15 protein-coding genes are annotated in these 19,810 nt (G+C 69.6%); 4 read left to right on the top strand and 11 right to left on the bottom strand.

Translation table 11 applies throughout. The features are described from left to right. Positions 1 to 158: 158 nt before the first annotated feature. Positions 159 to 587, bottom strand: coding sequence for a recombinase family protein (locus VGS97_RS29385; protein WP_349261956.1), 429 nt, complete (start codon positions 585 to 587; stop codon positions 159 to 161). A gap of 96 nt (positions 588 to 683) precedes the next feature. On the opposite strand from VGS97_RS29385, the gene VGS97_RS03110 reads away from it, so the two are divergent. Further along, entirely contained in the window at positions 684 to 2,267 is a 1,584-nt protein-coding gene (locus VGS97_RS03110) for a Na+/H+ antiporter (protein WP_326851637.1), read from the top strand. 82 nt (positions 2,268 to 2,349) lie between these two features. Here the strand turns inward: VGS97_RS03110 and VGS97_RS03105 are convergent, their stop codons facing one another. Beyond that, positions 2,350 to 3,072, bottom strand: a complete 723-nt coding sequence (locus VGS97_RS03105) for a hypothetical protein (protein WP_326851636.1) — start codon at positions 3,070 to 3,072, stop codon at positions 2,350 to 2,352. A 275-nt stretch (positions 3,073 to 3,347) separates the two neighbouring features. Here VGS97_RS03105 and VGS97_RS03100 point away from each other — a divergent pair, with 275 nt between their 5' ends. Continuing rightward, positions 3,348 to 4,319 carry an acetylxylan esterase gene (locus VGS97_RS03100; RefSeq protein ID WP_326851635.1) on the top strand — a complete coding sequence of 324 codons (972 nt, stop codon included), beginning with the start codon at positions 3,348 to 3,350 and terminating at the stop codon, positions 4,317 to 4,319. Between the two features lie 124 nt (positions 4,320 to 4,443). On the opposite strand, the gene VGS97_RS03095 is transcribed toward VGS97_RS03100, so the two are convergent. Continuing rightward, the gene (locus VGS97_RS03095; protein ID WP_326851634.1) at positions 4,444 to 4,986 is read right to left on the bottom strand and encodes an NADAR family protein; all 543 of its coding nucleotides are present in this window, start codon (positions 4,984 to 4,986) and stop codon (positions 4,444 to 4,446) included. Between the two features lie 94 nt (positions 4,987 to 5,080). Here VGS97_RS03095 and VGS97_RS03090 point away from each other — a divergent pair, with 94 nt between their 5' ends. Next, positions 5,081 to 5,254, top strand: coding sequence for a hypothetical protein (locus tag VGS97_RS03090; protein ID WP_326851633.1), 174 nt, complete (start codon positions 5,081 to 5,083; stop codon positions 5,252 to 5,254). Between the two features lie 150 nt (positions 5,255 to 5,404). Here the strand turns inward: VGS97_RS03090 and VGS97_RS03085 are convergent, their stop codons facing one another. The 6 genes from VGS97_RS03085 to VGS97_RS03060 all read right to left on the bottom strand — a co-directional run bounded on the left by VGS97_RS03085 (position 5,405) and on the right by VGS97_RS03060 (position 12,688). Further along, on the bottom strand, positions 5,405 to 6,430 hold the full coding sequence (locus tag VGS97_RS03085; RefSeq protein WP_326851632.1) for an ABC transporter ATP-binding protein: 1,026 nt from the start codon (positions 6,428 to 6,430) through the stop codon (positions 5,405 to 5,407). Next, a complete protein-coding gene (locus tag VGS97_RS03080; RefSeq protein ID WP_326851631.1) occupies positions 6,427 to 7,488 on the bottom strand; it encodes an ABC transporter ATP-binding protein in 1,062 nt (353 codons plus the stop codon). The genes VGS97_RS03085 and VGS97_RS03080 overlap by 4 nt, the downstream gene beginning before the upstream one ends. Further along, the gene (locus VGS97_RS03075; RefSeq protein WP_326851630.1) at positions 7,485 to 8,435 is read right to left on the bottom strand and encodes an ABC transporter permease; all 951 of its coding nucleotides are present in this window, start codon (positions 8,433 to 8,435) and stop codon (positions 7,485 to 7,487) included. Before VGS97_RS03075 ends, VGS97_RS03080 begins: the two co-directional genes overlap by 4 nt. 3 nt (positions 8,436 to 8,438) lie before the next feature. Then, positions 8,439 to 9,419, bottom strand: a complete 981-nt coding sequence (locus VGS97_RS03070; protein WP_349261957.1) for an ABC transporter permease — start codon at positions 9,417 to 9,419, stop codon at positions 8,439 to 8,441. A gap of 56 nt (positions 9,420 to 9,475) precedes the next feature. Continuing rightward, positions 9,476 to 11,146: an ABC transporter substrate-binding protein gene (locus VGS97_RS03065; protein WP_326851628.1), complete on the bottom strand. Its 1,671-nt coding sequence runs from the start codon at positions 11,144 to 11,146 to the stop codon at positions 9,476 to 9,478. A 525-nt stretch (positions 11,147 to 11,671) separates the two neighbouring features. Continuing rightward, positions 11,672 to 12,688 (bottom strand): LacI family DNA-binding transcriptional regulator, encoded by a 1,017-nt coding sequence (locus tag VGS97_RS03060; protein WP_326851627.1) that lies wholly within the window; start codon positions 12,686 to 12,688, stop codon positions 11,672 to 11,674. Between the two features lie 373 nt (positions 12,689 to 13,061). Here VGS97_RS03060 and VGS97_RS03055 point away from each other — a divergent pair, with 373 nt between their 5' ends. Further along, complete coding sequence (locus VGS97_RS03055; protein ID WP_326851626.1) at positions 13,062 to 14,978, top strand: cellulase family glycosylhydrolase; 1,917 nt, start codon at positions 13,062 to 13,064, stop codon at positions 14,976 to 14,978. Positions 14,979 to 15,214: 236 nt separating this feature from the next. Here VGS97_RS03055 and VGS97_RS03050 read toward each other — a convergent pair whose 3' ends face one another. Together VGS97_RS03050 and VGS97_RS03045 are read right to left on the bottom strand one after the other, a co-directional pair. After that, positions 15,215 to 16,813 (bottom strand): cellulase family glycosylhydrolase, encoded by a 1,599-nt coding sequence (locus tag VGS97_RS03050; protein WP_326851625.1) that lies wholly within the window; start codon positions 16,811 to 16,813, stop codon positions 15,215 to 15,217. 272 nt (positions 16,814 to 17,085) lie between these two features. Beyond that, on the bottom strand, positions 17,086 to 19,810 hold a 2,725-nt coding region (locus VGS97_RS03045; protein WP_326851624.1), incomplete at its 5' end, for a choice-of-anchor D domain-containing protein.

Here is a 19,810-nt window from a genome sequence, read left to right as displayed (position 1 = left end):
CACCACACATGGCCGGAAGTTGGTGGCCGCCCATTGTTCCCGTCGGCCGATTCGGGCGTCGCCTGCTGGTGTCTGGACGGCAAGCCGTGGTGCGCGGTCGGGCAACTGGTGGATGCGTTGGCGGTTGCTGAAGACGTGGCGCAGGCCGAGTCGGCTGGCTAAGTACCTACGTCCCGGTCGCGCGTGTCCCCAGTGCGCGGGGGGCTGGTCCAGGTGCCCGCCGAGTACGGCGCCTTAGCGGCGCTGGGACGGGCCGACCGAGCGGTGCTCTTCATCAAGTCACCGGTGTTCAGCATGTCGTGGGTGTTGCGTCCGATTCGGTCCACAGCCGAGCCTACGATGCCGTCGTACGGGCCCATCTCACCCATGAGCCAGGGACCGAGTTCCGGGCGGGTGAGCGGGTCGGTAGCCCCAGAGACCTCCCAGTCGTCCGCCCACCCGATGATGTGCCCACCCACCGATGTGCACGCCTTGGTGACCTGGTCGGCTTGTCTCTCTGGCGAGTTGCTGACATCCGATTTACGCGACAAGCGCCGGACACCGACGAGGCACTTACCGCACCCGTCGTATGGTGTCACTATCTGCATATCTTCCATGGTGAACCAGTACCGACTTGTACGCCACGTGCGTTTTAGGCAGGTATCTGGCCCCGATTCACGGGCACCGAAATTAGCATCACACGCATGGACCAGTTGACCATCCTGTTCGTGATCTTCCTGGCCACCATCTTCTCGGTCCCGGTCGGCCGGCGGATCGGGCTGCCCTCGCCGGTGCTGATGACGCTGTTCGGCGCGGCTATGGCGCTGCTGCCGCAGGTGCCGAACCCGAACATCGAGCCGGACCTGATCCTGCCGCTGGTGCTGCCGCCGCTGCTGTTCGCCGCGGCCCGGCGCACCCACTGGCGGCAGTTCAGGGCGAGCTGGCGCACCGTGCTGCTGCTGGCGGTCCTGCTGGTGCTGGTGACCACCGCGGCGGTGGCCGGGGTCTTCCACCTGCTGAACCCGGGCCTGCCGATCGGCGCGGCCGTGTTGCTCGGCGCGCTCATCTCGCCGCCGGACCCGGTCGCCGCGACGGCCGTGGCCGGGGATCTGAGCCTGCCGCGGCGGCTGATCAACACCCTGGAGACCGAGGGCCTGTTCAACGACGTGACCGCGGTCGTCATCTACGTCGACGCGGTCGGCTCCGTGGTCTCGCACCACTTCTCCGCCGCCGGGGCGCTCGGCGAGCTGGCCCTGTCCGCGGCGATCGCGCTCGCGGTCGGGCTCGGGCTCGGCTGGTTCTCCATCCGCGCGATGGGCGTGCTCGGCGACGCGACGCTCCAGGTCGGCCTCAGCCTGCTGATCCCTTACGCGGTGTACGAGGTGGCGGACCGGCTGCACGGCTCGGGCGTGCTCGCGGTGCTCGTGTACGGGCTCTACCTCTCCGACAAGGTCGACGCGGACGACGTGGCCTACCGGCTGGTCGGCACCGCGTTCTGGGACATCGTGGAGTTGCTGGTCACCGGCTTCGCCTTCGGCCTGATCGGCCAGGAGCTGTACGTCGTGGTCAAAGAGGTCGGCGACGCCTGGAGCTCGCTGCTCGGCGACGCGCTGGCGGTGCTCGCGGTGGTCGTGCTCACCCGGCTGCTCTGGCTGCTGCCCGCCGCATGGCTGGCGAATCGGCTCACCCGCCGGCGGGACACCGGCGACAAGCCGGTCAGCTGGCGGGAGACAGTGGTCATGTGGTGGGCCGGGATGCGCGGCGTGGTGACGGTCGCGCTGGCGCTGGCCATCCCGCTGACCGTGAACGGCGGCGCGGCCTTCCCTGGCCGTGACGAGATACTGTTCACCGCGTTCGCCGTGGTGCTGTTCACGCTGGTGGTCCAGGGACTGACGCTTCCGGTCCTGACCCGCCTGCTCAAGGTGGGGGCGGACGACCAGGCGCAGCGAGAGGCCGAGCGGCGGCTGTGGTACCGGGTCGCGAAGGCGGAGCTGCGGCAGCTCAACGAGGCGGCCGAGGCGGGCGACGTGCCAGAGGATCTGTACGAGCGGCTTTCCAGCCGCCGCGCCGGCCGGCTGGCCCAGGCGTTCCCGGACGCGGTCGACGAGGAGCTGCGCACCCACGTGAGCCAGCGCTTCGGCGAGGCGAAGCTGCTGCACCGGCTGGACCAGGAGATGATCGCGGCCGGCCGCCGGGAGTTGCAGGCGGCACGCTCCGAACCGGGCATAGACCCCGAGCTGGTGGACCGCGTGATGCGCCGTCTGGACCTACGAAGCGAACGGCACTGAGCGTGACCGCCTCCGCACAACTGTGCGCGGCCCACGCGAACGTGGGTCGCGCACAGCCTTTTGCCGACTGCTACCGCACCGACTACCGCGAAACCGAGAACGTCGTCGTGAAGGTGGTGCCGAACAGGCCGGTGTCGGTGAACGCGCTACTGCCGAGCACGTTGTCCATGGCGCCGCCCGCAGCCGGGGCGATGTACACATCGCCAACGGAGTACGTCAGCATCCCGTGGCTGACGGACCAGGACTTGGCACCATTCAGGGTCATCCCGTGGATCACGGCAAGCCCGGTCGGCGTCTGAACGGTGTAATCGAGCGTGTTGCCCGTGATGTTGAGCGTGAGGTTGTTCAGAAGCATCTGCTTGCCGGTCACGGTGTTCTCGACCAGCGAACCGGCGTTGTAGGTGATCGAGGCGGTCTGGTTGCACGGGTCGATCTGCCCGCCGGTGACGGTCCAGGTCGTGATGGTGTAGGTCGACGGAGTCGTGTCGACCAGAATCGGATGCAGCGGCACGATCGTGATGTTGTTGGCCGCCATGTTCGCGATGTAGCTCTTCGTCATGTCGAGTGTGCCCGTGCCACCGGTGACGTTCAGCACGGGGACTGAACACGCGGCGGCGGCACCTGCGCCTGCCTCGGCGGCGGCCGCGGGTCCCGCGGTGAAGCCCGCCAGGGCCAGTGCTGCGCCGGCACCAGTCGCCAGAACGCGCACACGCCGTGTCATTGAGAACAAATCAATCAACTCCCCGATATCGGTGATCTGCGTTGTTCTCGTCGCATATGCACCATTCATCCGAAAGCGGTTCATCTATAGGAGTAAGTGCGCATTGACGACAGGAGGATGTTATTTTCACTTCAGCACCCGCCACATCTTCATAATTGCCCTGATCTCAGATGTCTGATAAGTCGGACATCTTCTATCAATGTGTTCATACTTTGCACGGCGCGGCTGCCCGGAAAGTTTCGGCGCCGAACCGGTCGTGGCCCGCCCGGACACCGGCCGGTCCTGGGACGCTGCCACGCCGTCCGCACGGCGGTGAAGTGGCGGTATCCCGGGGCGCCCCACGCAGGTAAGGTCTGAACATGGCGCTCTTCGACATGGATCTCGATGAACTGGTCGACTACCTTCCGGACCGCACCGAGCCCGAGAATTTCGAAACATTCTGGGCCGACACGCTGACCGCGGCCCGCTCGTTTCCGCTCGGCGCGGTCTTCAAGCCACAGGACACCGGGCTCTCGACGGTCGTCGTCGAGGACGTCACGTTCAACGGCTACGGCGGCCAGCCGATCAAGGGCTGGTTCGTGCGGCCCGCCGCCGCGAGCGGCCCGCTGCCGACCATCGTCGAGTACATCGGCTACAACGGCGGCCGGGGACTGCCCTTCGAGAAGCTGCTGTGGGCCAGCGCCGGATACGCGCACTTCATCATGGACACGCGCGGCCAGGGCGGCGTATGGATGGTCGGCGACACCCCGGACAACGCCGTGGACAGCGACAACCCGGCGTACCCCGGCGTCATGACGCGCGGCGTCTTCACGCCGGAGACGTACTACTACCGCAGGCTCTACACCGACGCGGTGCGCGCGGTCGAGGCGGCGCGCACGCATCCGTACGCTGATCCGTCACGCACGGTCGTCTACGGCGTCAGCCAGGGCGGCGGGCTGGCCATCGCCGCCGCGGGGCTCGTGGACGACGTGGCCGGGCTGCTCACCGAGGTGCCGTTCCTCCAGCACTTCCGGCGCGCCGCCGAGATCACCGACGGCTTTCCGTACAAGGAGATCGCGAACTTCTGCAAGATCCACCGGGACAAGGTCGACCAGGTCTTCCACACGCTGTCCTACTTCGACGGCCTGAACTTCGCGGCGCGTTCGAACGCGCCGGCGCTGTACTCCGTCGCGATGATGGACGACGTGTGCCCCCCGTCCACCGTGTACGCGTCCTACAACCACTACGCCGGGCCGAAGGAGATGGTGGTCTACCCGTACAACGGCCACGAGGGCGGCGAGGCGCACCACGTGCCCGCCGCGCTCGCGTTCGCCGCCGGCGTGACGAAATAAGCAAGTACCAAACTGTCAGGTCACTTGGCAGTCACCCAGAGTATGTGTAACAGATCCGCCTTCGTAGAACCCTGTTAGAGATGTGGGTCGGCGGCCGGTGCGGCGGCTGTCGGCCCTGAGCGCTCTACCGGCCGCTCGGCGGCGCCGCGAGCCGGTCCCGGGCCTCCATCAGCGCGAAACCGAGCAGATTCAGGCCCCTCCAGTCAGCCGGCTCTCGGGCCGAGGGGTCGGCCGCGCTCAACCCGATGCCCCAGATCCGGTCTTGCGGGCTGGCCTCGACGAGCACACGGTTCGCAGTGGACGAAAGGTAGGACCCCAGCGCCGCGTCCTGCCCGAACTTCGCCAGATTCCCCCGCACGACCAACTCGAACCGCTGATCGGCCCAGATCTGCTCGTCGAATCCGTGCACCAGCCGGCCCAGCTTCTTGGCCTCGGCAGGCGACCGGGCGGCGAGGATCCGCTCCTCGGCAGGAAAGTCGCCGAACAGCCGTGCCTTGGCGGCCATCATCCACTGTTCGGCCGACGTGTACTCGACACCGCCGACGACGAACGCGCACGGCCACCACTGGCTCAGACAACCCTTGCCCACCCCGCCGCCGGCGGGAGGCCGGTGCCCCCAGAAGAGCAGCCATTTCGGCGCGGCTCCATACGCGACGCTCTCAGCCAACTGCTCTCGGGTGCGCGCCCCAAGCGGGTCCCGAAATGCCTCCACCGCCACACCCCGTCGTCACGTAAGTAAGTACGCAGATACGTTCGCGAACGTGAGCAACGCGATCGTACCCACGCCGGACCGAGCCGCGCAGAGAATATCCGGGGCATTGAGCAAGGACGCGGGCAAGGACGCGGGCAAGGACGTGGGCAAGGACGTGGGCAAGGCGATCGACGACCTCTATCGGCACACCCACGGTCGACGACCCCCCGCCTTGCGATCGTAAGCGCCGCGCGCCGCGCCCTGATCCGGCCCCGCAGTTCAAACACCGGTGGAGATCTTGGAAGTGCGCCCGGCTCATGCTGGTTTGCCCGATCGATATTTACGTGCGAACTGGGGCTAACTGGGCGATCGGTGCAAGATCTTCAGCGCACGCCTACGACGCAGCCCCGCTCGCGCCGGTCGGTCGCGGCTCAAGCAGCCAGCAGCGCGCTACGTGGCCCGCCTCGGCGGTGGGCAGATCCGGCGGCCGCGTCGCGCAGACGTCCATCGCGAACGGGCAGCGGCTGCGGAAGCGGCAGCCCCCGTCCAGCGCCGACTCACGGCGTTCGGCCCCGTGCCCGTCCCGGCGGGCGATGCGCTGCGCACGCGCCTCGGCCGACTGCGCGCGGGTGCGGGCCGGATCGGGCGCCGCGGCGGCGAGCATCTGCGTGTACGGATGTGCCGGGTACAGGATCACCCGGTCGCTCGGTCCGCGCTCCACCACCTCGCCGCGATACATGACCATGATCTGCGACGAGAAGTGCCGCGCGGTGGCCAGGTCGTGCGTGACGTAGAGCAGTGCGAGGTCGCGGTCGCGCTTGAGCCGGTCGAGCAGCCCGAGGATCTCCAGCCGGATCGAGACGTCGAGCATGGACACCGGCTCGTCGGCCAGCAGCACCTTGGGATTCGTGGCCAGCGCGCGGGCGATCGCGACGCGCTGGCGCTGGCCGCCGGACAGTTCGTGTGGATGCTTGCGGGCGACGTCCTGCGCCGGGGTCAGGTTCACCGAGCGCAGCAGGTCGAGCACGGCGGCCTCAAGCTGCGCGCCACGCCGGTGGTCACCGTGCAGCAACAGCGGCCTGCGCAGGTGATGGGCCACCGTGTGCATCGGGTTGAGCGAGGCGAACGGGTCCTGGAACACCAGTTGCAGGGTCTTGTGATATGCGCGGCGCTCGGCCCGCCGGCCACGCCGCGCGGCGTCCTGCGCCGCGTCGCCGCCGAGCGCGATCCGGCCGGAACTGGGCTTGACGAACCGGCTCAGCGTTCTGACGACGGTGGACTTCCCGCTGCCGCTCTCCCCCACCAGCGCCAGGGTCTGCCCCGGCTCCAGTTCGAAGGACAGCCCGTCCACCGCGCGCAGCCGGCCGCCGCCGCGCTGGTGATAGTCCACGGTCAGGTCGGTCACCGTCAGCGCGCTCATCGTCCGTCCCCGTCGGTCTGTGCGACCGCGAATCGCCGATCGTGCAGATGGCAGGCCACCGGCCAGGATCCGGCCGGGGCCAGCAGCCGCGGGGCGACGGTGTGGCAGGGCTCGAAGACGGACTCGCAGCGCGGCGCGAACGGACAGCCGGTCAGCGTGTGGCGCAGGTCCGGCGGGCTGCCCGGCACGCCGCGCATCTCGCGCCGCTCGCCGCGCAGGTCGGGGAACGAGCGCAGCAGGCCCCTGGTATACGGATGCCGTGCCGCCCCGGCCACCTGCTCGGCGGGCGCGTACTCGACGAACCGCCCGGCGTACATCACCGCGAGCCGGTCGCTGATCTCCAGCAGCAGCGCCAGATCGTGCGTGATGAAGACCACGGAGAAGCCGAGCTGCGCGCGCAGCCGCTCGATCTCGTCCAGGATCTCCCGCTGCACCAGCACGTCCAGCGCCGTGGTCGGCTCGTCCATCACCACGATCTGCGGCTCCAGCGCCAGCGCCATCGCGATCACCACGCGCTGCCGCATCCCGCCGGACAGCTCGTGCGGGTACGAGCGCAGCCGGCGCGGGTCGATGCCGACCATCTCCAGCAGTTCGGCGCACCGCGCGCGGCGGGCCGAACGGTCCATCCCCGGCCGGTGGGTGCGGAAGACGTCCTCCATCTGGCTGCCGATGCCGGTCACCGGGTTCAGCGCGTTCATCGCGCTCTGGAAGACCATCGAGATCTTCTCCCAGCGGAACGCGCGCAACTCCTCGCCGCCGAGCGATCCGAGGTCCACCGCGCTGCCGTCGCGGTCGAAGTACTCGATCACGCCCCCGGTCATCCTGGCCGGGGGTCGCAGCATCCTGGTGAGCGCGTAGGCCAGGGTCGACTTCCCGCAGCCGCTCTCGCCCACGATGCCGAGCACCTCGCCCCGCCGCAGTTCCAGCGAGACGTCCCGTACGGCGCGCGTGGGACGCGGGCCCGCGTACTCGACGCTCACGTCACTCGCACGCATTACCAGATCGTTGCCCAGCGCGGCGTCCGGCGGCCGTCGCTCGGTTCCCATCGGCGCGGTCACGGTGTCCGCCTCAACAGTGTCGCCTTCCGTCCGCTGCGGCGCGGCTCGCGGTACACCCGGAGCCGGGGGTTGAGCAGTTCGTCGAGCCCGAAGTTGATCAGCGCGAGGCCCGCGCCGAGCAGCGCGATGCACAGGCCCGGCGGGGCGAACCACCACCAGTCGCCCGAGGAGAGCGCCTGCGAGTTCTGCGCGAAGTACAGGATGTTGCCCCAGGTCAGCAGGTCAGGACTCTGCAAGCCGAGGAAGGCCAGGCCGGCCTGGCCGAGGATCGCGAAGATCATCGAGAACAGGAACTGGGAGACGATGATCGGCAGCTCGTTCGGCAGGATCTCCACCAGCACGATCCGCCAGGCCGGCTCGCCCAGCGCCTTCGAGGCCAGCACGTAGTCGCGGTTGCGGATCGAGAGCGTCTGCCCGCGCAGCACCCGCGCCGAGGCGGCCCAACTGGTCAGCGCGATCACGAAGATCGTCGGCAGCAGCCCGGTGTTCCTGACGAACGCGGCGACCACGATGACCAGCGGCAGCGTCGGGATCACCAGCGCCACGTTGGACAGCAGCGCCAGCAGTTCGTCCGCCCAGCCGCCGAGGTATCCGCCGCCGATCCCGATCAACACCGAGACCGCGGTGGCGATCAGTCCGGCCGCCGCGCCGATCTCCAGGGTCGCCCGGGTGCCGACCACGGTCTGCTCGAAGACGTCCTGGCCGATCTCGGTGGTGCCGAACCAGTGCGCGGCCGAGGGCGGCGCCGACTGCACGGTGCCGACCAGGTTGGCGTTGCCGATGAACAGCGGCCCGATCGCGCCGAGCAGCACGAAGAAGCCGACGACGCAGACTCCGGCCAGCAGCCGCCGGGAGCCGAGCGCGGCGCGCGCCGCGGCGAGGGCGCCGCTCGACGCGACCGGAGCGCCGACCGACCCGTCGACCGGCACTGTGCTGAGCGCGGCCACCGTCTACGCCTCCTTCGTCCGGGGATCGAGCACCCCGTAGAGCAGGTCCACCAGCAGGTTCGCGCCGAGCACGGCGAAGCTGATGGCCAGGAAGATGCCCTGCATCAACGGGTAATCCTCGTTCTGCACCGCCGAGAACAGCAGGTTGCCGATCCCGGGATAGTTGAAGACCTGCTCCATCACGATCTGCCCGGTCACCACGAAGCCGATGGAGACGGCGAACCCCGAGACGCTCGGCAGCACCGCGTTGCGCGCCGCGTACCGCGCCATCACCCGCATCGGACGCAGCCCCTTCGCCTCCGCCGCGACCACGTAGTCCTCGGCGAGCGTCGCGACCATCATGTTGCGCATCCCGAGCAGCCAGCCGCCGATCGAGGCGAGGATCAGGGTGATCGCGGGCAGCAGCGAGTGCTGGATCGCCGAGCCGATGAACGCGCCGTTCCACCCGACGTCCAGCGACGGGTCGTAGCCGCCCTGCTCGGGGAAGATCTGCCACTTGCTCGCGAACACGTACACCAGCAGCAGTGCGAGCCAGAAGTACGGCACCGCGGTCAGCAGCGTGGTGGCCGGGACGACAGCGTCGAGCCGGCTGCCGCGCTTCCAGCCGGTGATCGCGCCGAGCGCGACGCCGAGGCCGAAGCTGAGCACCGTCGCGACGCCGACGAGGATCAGCGTCCAGAACAGCGCTTGGCGCACCAGGTCGGCCACCGGGGTCGGGAAGACCGTGATGGACAGGCCGAAGCGCAGGTGCGCCAGCGAATCAAGGTACTGACCGTACTGCCCGAGCAGGCTGCCCGAGCCGAGGCCGAGCAGCTTGCGCAGTTGGTCGGCCTCGCCGGGCGGCACCGTGCCGGACTGTTGCTGCTTGTTGATGATGATGGCGACCGGGTCGCCGGGGATCAGCCGGGGCAGGAAGAAGTTCAGCGTGATCGCTATCCACGCGGCCACCAGGTAGAAGCCGAGTTTCCGGCCGATGTAGCGCAGTCGCACGCGCCGCCTCCTCTTCGTCCAGCCCCGGCCGACCCGTCACCTGCTCCCGCTCAGCTCGCCGGGGCGATGTGCAGCGCCACCCAGCCCTCGTCCGGCTGGAGCCAGATCGGCGGCGCGGCGTACGGATTGGCGGTGGTCGGATAGTCCTTGACGTGGTTGCCGTTGAACTCGATCTCGTCCTGCGCGGCGAACAGCGGGATCGTCGGCACGTCCTGGAGCACCTGGTGCTCGATCTGGTAGTAGTCCTGCTTCTGCTTCGCGGCGTCCTGGGTCCCGGCGATGTCCGCGAGCAGCGAGTCGATCTGCGGGTCGTCGAAGCGCCCGTAGTCGCCGAACTGGTCCACCTGGCCGAGCGCCGGGGCCACCGAGCCGTTGAGCAGCTGGTTGTAGTACTGGTACGGGTCCGAGGTGTAGCCGAAGTTGTCGATCAGCAGCTGGAAGTTGCCGGTGTTCTGGTCCTGCAACCAGGAGTTGTAGGACTCCGACTGGTCGGTCACCTTGATCCCCGCGGCGGACAGCTCCTGCTCGACGATCTGCAGGATGCTGGTGTAGTCGGACCAGCCGGTCACCTGCTTGACCGTGATGGACAGCGGCTTTCCGGACGGGTCCTTGAAGACGCCGTCCGAGCCGAGGGTGTACCCGGCCGCCTGGAGGGTCTGCTTCGCCGCGTTCGGATCGGCCGGCGGGAACTTCTGGTCGGCCAGCGTCGGGTCGAGGATACTGTCGAAGTTCGGAGTCAGCAGCGCCATCGGGTTGGTCGCCGGGGCGTACCCGTTGTAGACGGACTGGCTGATGAAGTCGCGGTCCAGCGCCTGGCTGATCGCCTGGCGCACCGCCTTGGACGAGGTCGGGCCCTGCTTGTAGTTGGGCACCAGGTAGGTGACCGACAGCGGGATGTCCTCGACCGCGTACTTGGCGTTCTTGGCCAGGAAGTTCTTCTTGATGTCGGGCACGAAGCCGCCGCCCCAGTCGATCTCGCCGGCCTCGATCGCCTCGTCCGCGGAGCTGTTGCCGGTGAAGGTCAGGAAGCGGATCGTCTTCACCTTGGGCATGCCCGGCAGGTAGTAGTGCGGGTTCGCGGTCAGCTCAAGCACCTGGCCGTTGACCTTCGAGACGGTGAACGCCCCGGTGCCCACCGGGTTCGCGTCGGCCCAGGTCTTCTTGTCCGTGACGGTGGACCAGACGTGCTGCGGCAGGATCAGGGTCCTGCCGGCGATGTAGACCAGGTTCTGATACGCGGGCTTGGTGAACGAGATCGTGACGGAGTCGTCGCCCGAGGCGGTCGCGCCCTTGAGCGGCAGCCCGTAGTTGTTCAGCGCTGGGTCCTGCGCCCCGAGGTTGAAGGTGTAGGCGACGTCGGCGGCGGTGAACGGCTTGCCGTCGTTCCAGGTCACTCCGGTGCGCAGCGCGAAGGTGATCGCGGTGCCGTCGGAGTTCCACGTGTACGACCTGGCCAGCCAGGGCTCGACGTCGCCGGCCTTGGCGGTGTTGAAGAACATCAGCGGTTCGTAGATCATCCCGTTCGCGCCGACCGTGACGTTCGGCGAGAAGGGGTTGAAGTTCGCGACGAACGGCGAGGTGGAGCCGGTCGTCGCGGTGATCAGGCCGCTTGGTCCGGAGGAATTGCCAGCCGAGTTCGAGCCCCCGCTGCCACAGGCGGCCGCGGCCGCCATCACCGGTGCCAGGGCGAGGGCCAATCCCGCCCGCCATCGTGTACTCATCGTCGAGCCTCACTTCGCTTCGCCGGGGTTGCCTGCGTGGATTGGTCAAAACCGTGCGAGTGCTGCCGCCACCGGTACGCGGCATTGCCGAGTGTTCACGGATGCTGGCACTGAACCGGTTAAGCGTCAAGAGGGACGTACCGGGCACGCCCAATGGATCCGAGTTCACGCAGGTCAAAGCGGGCTCAGCCGAGAAGATGTCGATCACGGCCGCGAAGCCAACAAACGATCAGCAGACCGGGGGCACGGCTAGCGCCGGTGACGGCGCCCGGCAATCCCGACACTCGGTCGACAGCCGACGATCAGCGGACCGCCGGACGTGGCCAGCGCGAGCAAAAGCAACCGGCAACCCGGACGAATCAGTAGACAGCTGACGATCAGCGGACCAGCGGACGCGGCCAGCACGAGTAAAGGCACCCAGCAACCCCGACACTCGGTCGACAGCTGACAGTCAGCGGACCGGAAGACACAGCCGGAACCGGTGACGGCACCGGCAGTCCCGACAAATCAGTCGACGGCCGACGATCACCGATGGGACGGCGGGGCCGTGGACGCGCGGCGGGTGAGCACCGAGGCCGGCTCGCCGCGGTCGCCGGCGGCCGCACCCTCCGCCAGTTCCAGCAGCCGCTGCGCCGCGTGGGCGCCGTACGACGTCACGTCCCTGGTCAGCGCGGTGAGCGCGGGGTGCACTAACTCGCAGAGCACTGAGTCGTCCCAGGCCACCAGGGACAGCTCGCCCGGGACGTCGATGCCGACCCGCTGCGCCGCGCCCAGACCCGAGACCGCCATCAGGTCGTTGTCGTAGACGATCGCGGTGGGTGGCTGCGGCCCGGCCAGCAGGCCGGTCGTCGCGTCGGCGCCGCCCTCGGCCGTGTAGTCCGCGGTGACGCAGCGTGCGCTGATTCCGGCCGCCTTCGCGGCCTGGAGGAACGCCTCGGTGCGGATCCTGGTGTGCCAGAGATCTGTCATACCGGTCACCCGGGCGATCCGCCGGTGGCCGAGCTTCGCCAGGTGGTCCACCACCGAGCGCGCGCCGCCGGCGTCGTCGGTGAAGACCGCGGACAGGCCCCCGGACCCCTCCGGGGCGCCGATCACCACGGTGGGCAGCGCCAGTTCGCGCAGCACCGCGATCCGCGGGTCGTCGACGCGCAGGTCGACCATGAAGACCCCGTCCACCCGGCGCTGCGCCCACCAGGTGCGGTACAGCTCGATCTCGGCGTGCCGGTCCTCCGCCACGGTGAACAGCAGCGCGGTGTGCCGGTCCGCCAGTTCGCCCTGGATGCCCGCGATCAGCTGCATGAAGAACGGCTCGGCGCCGAGGATCCCGGCCGGGCGGTCGAGCACCAGGCCGAAGGCGCCGGCCCGGCCGTCGGACAGGGCGCGCGCGGCGCTGTTGGGCTGCCAGCCGATCTCGCGGGCGATCTCCAGGATCCGCTGCCGGGTGCTCGGCGAGACGCCGGGCTGGTTGTTGAGCGCGAAGGACACCGCCGCCTTGGTGACCCCGGCGCGCGCGGCGATGTCCGCGATCGTCGGCCGCTTCACCTCGTCAGACCTCCCGTCCCCAGCGGTGATCCCGCTGTGATCCGGCTCATGGACCCAGCCGGGCTTCCTTTACGGCCGTGAACTCGTTCGCCGCCACGCGGTCGGCCGACCGCGCCGCCGCCTCGGCCGAGTCCGGCGAGGGCGTCCGGCGTTGGTCATCCGGCGTTTCCGGAAGTCTACGGCCGGTAGCGCGCACGGCGCTGCGTGAGCAGGGGCTGCGCGGACGGCGGCGCCGTGCGCCACGGCGGAAACGAACTCTTGGAACTTGGAAAGACTCTTGCGCGGTTGGCGGATTTTTGATCAACTAAACCGGTATAGCAACCGGTACGGCTGACCAGGACCCGCCCGGTACCGACGCGAAAGGTCGTAACCAATGCAGCGTCCCCTCCTCCGGCTGCCCGGCGAGCCGGGTTCCGGTCCCGCGCCGTGGATCGGCACGAACTTCTGGTCGCGCGCCGGCGGGCCGCTGATGTGGCGCCGGTTCGACCCGGACACGGTCCGCGCGGAACTGCGGGTGCTGCGGCAGCACGGCCTGACCTTCACCCGCTCGTTCTTCTACTGGCCCGATTTCATGCCCGAGCCGGACCGGGTCGATGAAGAAGCCTGCGAAAGTTACACGACGTTCCTCGACCTGCACGCCGCCGAGGGGATGTACACGATCCCGACGCTTTTCGTCGGCCACATGTCCGGGGAGAACTGGGATCCGGCCTGGCGCGGCGGGCGCGACCTGTACGGCGACGTGTGGATGGTCGCGCGGCAGGCCTGGTTCGCCGGGGAGATGGCCCGCCGCTACGCCGCGCACCCGGCGGTCGCCGGGTGGCTGGTGAGCAACGAGATGCCGCTGTACGGCGGCGCGGGGGCGCGCGAGCAGGTCGCGTCGTGGGCTCAGCTCATCGTGACCGCGGTGCGTGCGGCCGGCGGCACGCAGCCGATCTCGCTCGGCGACGGCGCCTGGGGCCTGGAGATCACCGGACGGGACAACGGTTTCCGGCTGCGGGACACTGCGCGGCTGTGCGACTTCGTCGGCCCGCACTGCTACCCGATGGGCGACGACCCGGCGCGCCAGCACTACGCCGCGGCCTGGATCTGCGAGCTGTCCGGGTCCTTCGGGCTGCCGGTGCTGCTTGAGGAGTTCGGGCTCAGCTCCGACTTCGCCGCGGACGACCACGGCGCGCACTTCTACCGACAGATCCTGCACAACTCGCTGCTGGCCGGGGCGAGCGGCTGGGCCGCCTGGAACAACACCGACTTCGACGGGCTCGAACATCAGGACCCGTACCGGCACCATCCGTTCGAGCTGCACTTCGGCATCACCGACGCCACGGGCGCGCCCAAGCCGCAGCTGACGGAGCTGCGCAAGTTCGCCGACACGCTCGCCGAGGTCGACTTCCCCCGGCTGAGCCGGACCCCGGCCGAGACGGCGCTGGTGGTCACCTCGTTCCTGGACACCGAGTACCCGTTCACCGAGCCCCCCGCCGACGGACAGTACGCGTTCGACACGCTGCGGCAGGCCTATGTCGCCACCCGGCTGGCCGATCTGCCGGTGGCGATCACCCGGGAGAGCGACGGCCTCGCAACCGACGCGAAGCTCTACCTGGTTCCCTCGACCAAACAGCTGCTCACCCCGACCTGGTACCAGCTCGCGGACCTGGCGGCCGGCGGAGCGACCGTGTACGTGTCCTACTGCGCGGGCGCGCACGCGAATCAGCGCGGCCCCTGGCAGCCGGCGATGAACACGATGTTCGGCTTCGAACACCGGCTGGTCTACGGCCTGGTGGACACGGTCGAGGAGAACGAGTTCGAGTTCGAATTCGTGCGGCCGTTCGGCCCGCTCGCCGCGGGCGCCCGGCTCGTCTTCCGCACCGGCGGCAACGTGCACAGCCGCGCGATGCTGCCGGTCGAGCCGACCGGCGCCGAGGTGGTGGCGGTCGACGGCAAGGGCCGCCCGGCGCTGCTGGTGCGCCGCACCGGCGCCGGGGCGACGGTGTTCTGCACCTACCCGATCGAGCACATGGCCGCGACGCTGCCGCGCGTCAACCCGGATCCCACGCGCGACCTGTACGACGCGCTGGCCGACTTCGCGGGCGTCGCCCGCGCCGTCACCGTGGACGAGCCGCGCGTGGCCGTGGACACCATGGTGCACGAGGACGGCACCCGGTACGTCTGGTTCGTGAGTCAGGCCGCTGAGGAGCTGACCGTGAAGCCGGTCGTGCGCAACGGCGGCCGGCTCGCCGAGGACGCGGTGGCGCTGCCGCCGTTCGGTGTACGAGTACTGAAGGTCGAAGGCTGATCAGAGCCCTCGTCGAACCTGACCGCGGCCCCGCGGGCGGCTGGAGGCTGGCCCGCCGCCGCGCGTCGGCCGGCCCTGCGCCGCCGGCCACGGTCAAGTTCGAAGAGCCCTGATCAAACTGGGGCGCCGCGGTCCCCGGGGGTCGGGGACCGCGGCGCAGTCGTCTCCTGCCGTTCTCTGCCGTTCTTTCACCGTGCCGCGCCGGTCAGTGCGCTACCCCGGCCGGCGCACGGCGGCTAGTGGAGCCCGGCGATGTCCGACTTGTAGGCCGCGCCGTAGGCGGTCGCGGTGCCCGTGTAGTCGGTGATCAGCGTCGGACCGCTGGAGCAGCCGCCGCTCCAGTTGTCCCAGGTCCAGGCCAGGAAGCCGGTGCCCTGCGACTCCAGCCAGGACGTCAGCGGCGTGATGTAGCTGCCGGAGCAGTCGTTCTCGCCGATCTCGCCGGCGATCACCGGCACCTGGGCGATGACCGGGGCGATCTGGCTGGTCCAGCAGGACTGGCTGGAGCAGGTGTTGAAGTTGTACGAGTGCCACGACGCGACCAGGTTGTTGTCCGGGTCGGTGGGCTTGTAGGTCAGCCAGCTGGTCAGGTCGTTCGAGTACTCCTCGCCGCCGAGCATCAGCACGTTGTTGGCGCCGGCGCCGCGGACGGCGTTGACCATCTGCTGCATGCCGGCGACCGAGTAGCCGATGCCGGAGCAGGTGCCGCCGCTCTGCCAGCACTGCCAGCCGGTGGTGGTGTTTCCGGTGGCGCGGGAGGCGTAGGGCTCGTTGAAGAGGTCGAAGATGACCGCGTCGTTGCCCTTGAAGGTGCTGGCGACCGAGGACCAGAACGGGATGGCCTGCGCGGCGTCCGGCATCGGCTTCTGGCAGGTGGCCTGCGCCGAGGAGCAGCCGGACGAGTTGCCCGTGTAGACGCCGTCGGTCCAGTGCAGGTCGAGGATAACCACGAGCCCGTTGGAGTTGAGCAGGTCGACGAACGCCTTGACCGCGTTGATGTAGTTCGCGCCCGCGTCCGCCGCGGTGACGTAGGACTCTGCGTTCCAGCACGCCTCGTTCAGCGGCACACGCACCGCGTTCACGTTCCAGCTCTTGATGGCCGTGATCGAGGTCTGGTCCGCGGGGCCGTCCCAGATTCCGCCGCCCTGCACGCACTTGTACTCGCCGCCGGAGCGGTTCACGCCGTGCGGCGTCCAGGTCGCGCCGGTGGACGTCACCAGCTTGTTGCCGGAGACGTGCAGCTGCGGGGCCGAGCCGCCGCCGGTCGGCGACGACGAGGGCGAGGCGGACGGGCTGGACGACGGGCTCGCGGACGGCGAGGCCGAGTGCGAGGGGGACGGCGAGGGGCTGGCCGACGGGCTCGCCGACGGCGACGGGCTGCCGCTGGCCGAGGCGCCGTTGCAGACCGTGCCGTTGAGGGTGAACGCGGCCGGCACCGGGTTGCTCGTGGTCCAGCTTCCGTTGAACCCGATCGAGACCGAGCCTCCGGTGGCGATCGTGCCGTTGTAGCTCATGTTGGTGACGGTGACGTTCGCGCCGCTCTGTGTGAAGTTGCCGTTCCAGCCCTGAGTCACCGTCTGCCCGGCCGCGAAGGAGAAGGCGAATGTCCAGCTGCTGATCGCCGAGGCGTTGTTGACGATGGTGATGTTCGTGCTGAAGCCGCCGGCCCATTGCGAGGCGACGGTGTACGTCACGGAACACGCCGGGGTGGCGGCAGAGGCCTGCCCCGAGACTACGGCGATCGTGCCGGCCGCCGCGGCGAGTGCCACGGCGCTCGCGCTGGCGATCGCCGCGCGCAGCCGGGGCCGCGCGGGCCGGTGGTGGAGCGTATCCATGCAGAAACCTCCGTGGGCGAGGTGAGCGCCCGGCATCGTTGCCGCGCTCGGTGGTGCCTCGCACGGTAAGGCCGCCCACTTAACCGATCAAGTTCGGCTGAAACTTGCACGAACCGGTCCACTCGGCCGAACCACGGGCAAGATGTGTCAGTGCTGTTCGACGCCCGTTCGACACCGCACGTCACGCGCACGCGGAAGGGCGCGGGCCCGGATCGGCATCGAATCCGACCCGGGCCCGCGGCCCTCGCTCCAAGCGTCAGCGCGCCATCACCTCAATGCACAGGCAGCAGCTTTCCGTTACTCGGCGGCCACGTGGCGCCACCGATCGCAACGGTCACCGTTCCGCCGGTGGTCGTGATCGCGAAGGATCCGCTCGCCGGTCCCGCCGTGGTCGGCGCGAACCCGACGTGCACAAGGACCGACCCGCCGGCGGGCAGCACCTGGCCGATCGAGGGCAGCATCGTCGCGCTGAGCTCGCCGGGCGACGGCGCGCTGGATCCGGTGATCACCACCGGCGCGAGCCCGTTGTTCGTCAGCGTGACGGTCTGCAACTCGCTGAAGCCGGTCGGCACCGCCTGCATCGTCACCGAGGCCGGCGTGGCGGCCGGCGCCGCCGGGGTCGCCGTCGACGTGCCGGTGGCGATCACCACGTTGCCGACCGTGTGGATGTCGGTCCCGTTACCTGTACCGGCGGTGAATCCGGCGTACGCGCTCGCCGGGATCGATCCGGCCGGCGGCGTGTAGGAGTCGATCAGCTTGACTCCGTCGACGAACACCGTGATCGCACCCGCGTTGACCGACACCGTCACGGTGTGCTGGCCCGTACGCAGCGATGCCGGGCCCGGCACGCTGGTCAGCCACGTCACGCTGCCCGCGTTGTCCGTCCCGGTGACAACACCCACCTGCGGGTTCGGATAAGTGTCCAGCGCAACGCCGATGCCGTTCAGCCCGTCCAGGCCGAGCCCGCCGCCGGGGCTGCCGACCGAGGCCGGCAGGTTCTTGGTCGCGTCGATCAGCGAGAAGGTGAGGCCGTCCGCCCCGGTGCCGCCGTTCAGCTGCGCGCTGAACGAGGCGGCCAGGCTGTCCGTGGCCACCGGAAGCTCCGAGAAGGCGGAGCCGCTCAGATGCTGCTGCGCGGGCGTCAGCTGGATGCTCCCGGTCGGCGTGGTCAGCGAGGCGGAGCCGCTGAGCTGCCAGGCGGTCGGCACCGCGGGGAGCGTGGGCAGGACGCTCGCCGTCAGCGGCACGAAGCGGGCGCCCTGGCCGTCGTCGGCGGTCACCTCGTAGCTGCCGGTGTCCGTGCCGAGCGCCGTCGGAGTCAGCGTGACCGTCTGGGCGTACTTCTGATCCGGGCCGATCACCTGGCCCTCGGGCAGCGGCGAGGCGGAGGTGTAGTCGGAGATCGGCGCCTTCGCCTTGGTGATCGTCACCGGGATGTTGCCGGTGTTGTGCAGGTAGAACGTCCGCGTGGTCGTCGAGCCGAGCGCCACCGCGCCGAAGTCCACCGGCCACGGCGTGATGGTCAGGTGGCCCTGGCCGGTGACCGCGTTGCCGTCCAGCGGGATCGTCAGCGTGTGCGGGGTCGAATCCGCCGACGTCGAGCCGATCGTGATCGAGCCCGTATTCGTGCCGGTCGCAGTAGGCGTATACGTCACCGAGACGACGAACGAGCCGCCGGCCGCCACCGCCGTACCAGCCGCCGGCAGTCCGGTGACCGAGTAAGGCGCGGACGGCGCGGTCGTCGTGCCGACCGTCTCAGTGGTCGTACCTGTGTTGGTGACCTGGAGGTTCTGCGTCGAGGCCAGGCCGGTCGGCTGGTCGGTGAACGTCAGGTTCGGCGGATCGCCGGCGAACCCGGGCGCGGTCCCCCGGCCAGAGGCGCCGAACGCGACGACGCCGGCATCGGTGGTCACGGTGATGGAGCCGCTGATGATCCCGGCCCCGCCGGGTGTGAAGGTGGCCGGGATGCCGACGGACGTCCCGGACGCCAGGTGGTAGGGCAGCGTCGGCGGCGTCACCGCGAACGGCGAGTTGGTCGAGACCGCGGTGATGTTCAGGTCCTTGGTCGCCGTGACCGTCAGCGTGCCGCTGCCGGGCTGGCTCACCGGAACGTCGCCGAAGTCCACCGGCGAGCCGGTCAGCGCGGAGGTGGTCGGGCGGCCGTACGCCAGGATCTTGCCGTCACGGGTGCCGACGTAGACCCGCCCGCCGTTGGTGGCCGGGGTGGCGAACTTGACCGCGGTGCCGATCGGGCCGGACCACAGCTCGGTGAGGGTGCCGGTCGAGTCCGGCTCCGCGGAGTACGCGCGCAGCTCCGCGCTCGTGCCGGTCGGGCCGGAAGACCAGACCACCCAGACCACGGCGCTGGCCGGGTCCTTGCCGTACGAGGTCACCACCGGCGAGCCGGAGGTGTATTTGAATGTGCCCGTGCTCGTGCCGACCAGCGAGAGGGCCGGAAGACCCGTGCCGCTGACCCCGTACTTGAACGCGCGCAGCGGGCCGTTGTTGCCGATGAAGTACACGTAACCGCCGTCGCCCCCGAAGAACGCCGGATGGCCCCACTGTCCCTGGTACGGGCCGAGCGTGCCGAGCACGTTGTCCGTGCCGCCGGGACCCTGGCTGCGCCCGCCGAGGTTTCCGCGGTCGAGCAGGAACAACCGACCGTCCTTGCCCATCTGCACGAGCAGGTTCGGGTGCGTCGCGGTGCCGAAGCCGTCCGGCAGTGCCATCGGCCCGCCGGAGCCGAGATCAGTGTCGTTGGCGTCCATCGTGGGCGCGTTCGAAGGAGTGAAGAAGTCGGTCGGGGACAGCGTGCCGTCCGCGTTCACATGCAGCCGAACGACTGATTCGGACAGGTCGGCCGGCGGATTGTTGCCGGGGCCGGGGGCCGGGGAGGTGCCGGTGTCGCCGTTGCCGGTGGCCACGACGATCTGGTCGGGACCGTCCGAGACCAGGCCGCCGCCGCCCGCCCAGATCCCGCCGCCCTTGACCCCGAGG

It is taken from the genome of Actinocrinis sp. (genome assembly GCF_035946395.1).
Lineage (GTDB): Bacteria > Actinomycetota > Actinomycetes > Streptomycetales > Catenulisporaceae > Actinocrinis.
Note: the sequence above shows the minus strand (reverse complement) of the source record. Positions and strands in the feature narration are given on the sequence as shown.